We start from the raw sequence: 3,049 nt of genomic DNA, 5'->3' as shown, positions 1-3,049 counted from the left end.
GCCCGTAGCCGCGCCCGCAGCGGCACCCGCGCCGGCCGCGGTCGCGGAGCCGCTCGACCCCGACGCCGACCCGGCGCCCCGCGGCGTCGTGGACTCCTCGGTGCGCGTCGACATCGAGCTGCTCGACGGCCTGGTGCAGCTGGTGGGGGAGCTGGTGCTGACCCGCAACCAGATCATGCAGCGCACCGACGCCACGACGGCCGCGGCCGGCGACGCCGAGCTCGTGCGCGCCGCGCAGCGCCTCGACCTGGTCGCCAGCGAGCTCCAGGAGAGCGTCATGCGCACCCGCATGCAGCCGATCGGCCAGGTCTGGTCGAAGATGCCGCGGATCGTGCGCGACCTGGCCCACCTGCTCGGGCGCGAGGTGGCCCTGGAGATGGAGGGGCACGACACCGAGCTCGACCGCTCGCTGCTGGAGGCCCTGCGCGGGCCGCTCACCCACCTGGTGCGCAACGCCCTCGACCACGGCCTGGAGCCCCCGGAGCAGCGGGTCGCGCTGGGCAAGCCGGCGGCCGGGCGGCTGCACCTGCGGGCCTTCCACGAGAGCGGCCAGGTGGTCGTGGAGATCTCCGACGACGGTCGCGGCATCGACCCTGCCGTCATCGGCGCGGCCGCGGTCTCGCGCGGCGTCGTCACGCGCGAGCAGCTGGCCCGCATGGAGCCCCGCGACGTGCTCCACCTGATCTTCCGTCCCGGCTTCTCGACCGCCGAGCAGGTCACCAACGTCTCGGGGCGCGGCGTCGGCATGGACGTGGTGCGCACCTCCATCGAGCGTATCGGCGGCAGCGTCGACATGCTCTCGGTGGTCGGGTCCGGCACGACCTGCCGGGTGCGGATCCCGCTGACCCTGGCCATCATCCCCGCGCTCGTCATCGGCGAGGCCGACGAGCGCTACGCCATCCCGCAGGCCAACCTGGTCGAGCTGGTGCGCCTGGAGGGCCAGGACCTGCGCGACAACGTCGAGGTGCTGGCCGGCGCGCCGGTGCTGCGGCTGCGCGGGCGGCTGCTGCCGCTGGTGTCGCTGTCCGAGACCCTCGGCCGCGACGGCGCCGGCGTCCGCTCCGCCACCGACCCGCTCACCGTCGTGGTGGTGCAGTCCGACGACGTCCGCTTCGGCCTGTGCGTCCAGGACGTGCACGACACCCAGGAGATCGTGGTGAAGCCGATCGGGCGTCAGCTCAAGCAGCTGGCCATGTACGCCGGCGCCACGATCATGGGCGACGGCCGGGTGGCGCTGATCCTCGACGTCGGGGGCATCGCCCGCGAGCGCGCGCTGACCTCGGTCGAGACCGTCGAGCCGGTCGCCCGCGTCGACGAGGCCGACAGCCGGGCGCTGCTGGTGCTGGAGGTCTCCCACGGCCGGCGGGCGGCGCTGCCGCTCACCGCGGTCTCGCGGCTGGAGGAGTTCGACCTCGACCGTGTCGAGCGCTCCGGGTCGGTGGAGGTCGTGCAGTACCGCGACGGCATCCTGCCGCTGGTGCGCCTGGCCGCGGCCATCGGGCTGCCCGAGTCGCCGCCGCCCGAGCAGCAGCTCTCCGTGGTGGTGCACGAGGAGGAGGGGCGTCGCGTCGGCATCGTCATCGACCGCGTGCTCGACGTGGTCGAGGAGCACGTCGTCCTCACCGAGGTCGGCCGTCGGCCCGGGGTGCTCGGCTCCGCCGTCGTGCAGGACCGGGTCACCGACCTGGTCGACCTCGACGCCGTCGTGCGGCCGGTGCTCGGCGCCCGCGAGCTGGTGGGTGCCCGATGACCGCGACCACCACGACGACCCCCGTGACCACCCGCCAGATGTGCACCTTCTGGGTCGACGGCCTCTTCCTCGGCATCAGCGTCGAGCACGTCCAGGAGGTGCTGCGCTACCAGCAGCTCACCGTCGTGCCGCGCGCACCCGCCGCCGTGCTCGGCCTGATCAACCTGCGCGGGCAGATCGTCACCGCCCTCGACCTGCGCTGCCGGCTCGGGCTGCCGCCGCGGGCAGGGGAGGACCTGCCGATGAACGTCATCGTCCGCAGCCGCGGCGAGGTGGTCTCGCTGCTCGTCGACGACATCGGCGACGTCATCGACACCGACGACCACCTGCTCCAGCCCACACCCGCCAACCTGCCGCCCGGTGTGCAGGACGTCGTCACCGGCGTGCTGCCCCTGGCCGGCTCCATCCTGCTCGTCGTCGACGCCGACCGCGCGGTCGACGTCTCGTCCCACCTCACCACCGGAGGAACCCCGTCATGACCGAGCTCGACGTCGCCCCCAGCCCGAACGGCCAGGCCCCCCACGGTCAGAGCCCGCACGCCCACGTGGGCGTGGTGTCGCAGCAGGAGGTCGCCACGGCGCCGGCCCCCGGCGCCGGCGTCGACCTGGCGAGCCTGCCCGGCGTGCTCGCCGCGATCCCGAGCCGGGTCATGCTGGCCGACCGCGACTTCACCATCACCTACGTCAACGAGGCGACCCGGGAGGGCCTGGTCCGCCTGGCCGACTGGCTGCCGATCCGCCCCGACCAGATCGTCGGGGCCAACCTCGACATCTTCCACAAGAACCCCGCCTACCAGCGGATGATCCTGGCCGACCCCAGCCTGCTGCCGCGCCGGGCCCACATCAGCGTCGGCCCGGAGACCCTCGACCTTCAGGTGCACGCGATCCACGACGAGGACGGCCAGTACGTCGGGGCCATGGCGACGTGGGAGAACATCACCGACAAGCTGCGCAGCGAGCGCGAGCTGGCCGAGTCGATGGCCGACGCCGGCGCGGTCAACAAGGTGCTCGCCGGTCTGTCCGCCGCCCAGAGCGTCGACGACGCCGTGCGCACGGCCCTCGACGCCGTGCGCGAGGAGTTCGGGTGGGCCTACGGGTCCTACTGGAGGATCGACGAGGCCGACCGCACGCTGAAGTTCGCCCTCGAGTCCGGTGACGCCGGACCCGAGTTCCGTGCCGTCACCCTCGAGGCGTCCTTCGCCGAGGGCGTGGGGCTCTCGGGGCGGGCCTGGCGCAGCCGCGACCTGTTCTTCACCCCCGACCTGGGTGAGATGACCGACTGCGTGCGCGCCCCCGTGGC

Annotated in this window: 3 protein-coding genes; all 3 read left to right on the top strand. The window is 73.6% G+C overall.

Features of this window, described 5'->3' with window-relative positions:
- Positions 1-1,750: chemotaxis protein CheA (locus LPA27_RS19115; protein WP_228943569.1), on the top strand; the 1,750-nt coding region annotated here is incomplete at its 5' end.
- Positions 1,747-2,229, top strand: coding sequence for a chemotaxis protein CheW (locus tag LPA27_RS19110; RefSeq protein ID WP_228943567.1), 483 nt, complete (start codon positions 1,747-1,749; stop codon positions 2,227-2,229). The genes LPA27_RS19115 and LPA27_RS19110, both read left to right, overlap by 4 nt.
- Positions 2,226-3,049: GAF domain-containing protein (locus tag LPA27_RS19105; RefSeq protein WP_228943566.1), on the top strand; the 824-nt coding region annotated here is incomplete at its 3' end. The genes LPA27_RS19110 and LPA27_RS19105, both read left to right, overlap by 4 nt.

The sequence above is a fragment of the Nocardioides sp. Leaf374 genome, from assembly GCF_916862475.1.
In the GTDB taxonomy this organism is placed as follows: Bacteria; Actinomycetota; Actinomycetes; order Propionibacteriales; family Nocardioidaceae; genus Nocardioides; species Nocardioides kribbensis.
The sequence above is the reverse complement of the archived record's forward strand: the minus strand, read 5'-3'. Positions and strand labels throughout refer to the sequence as shown.

Bases quoted from the DNA above. Each gene is read 5' to 3' on its own strand.
- LPA27_RS19110 (WP_228943567.1), top strand. From the start codon at position 1,747: ATGACCGCGACCACCACGACGACCCCCGTGACCACCCGCCAGATGTGC.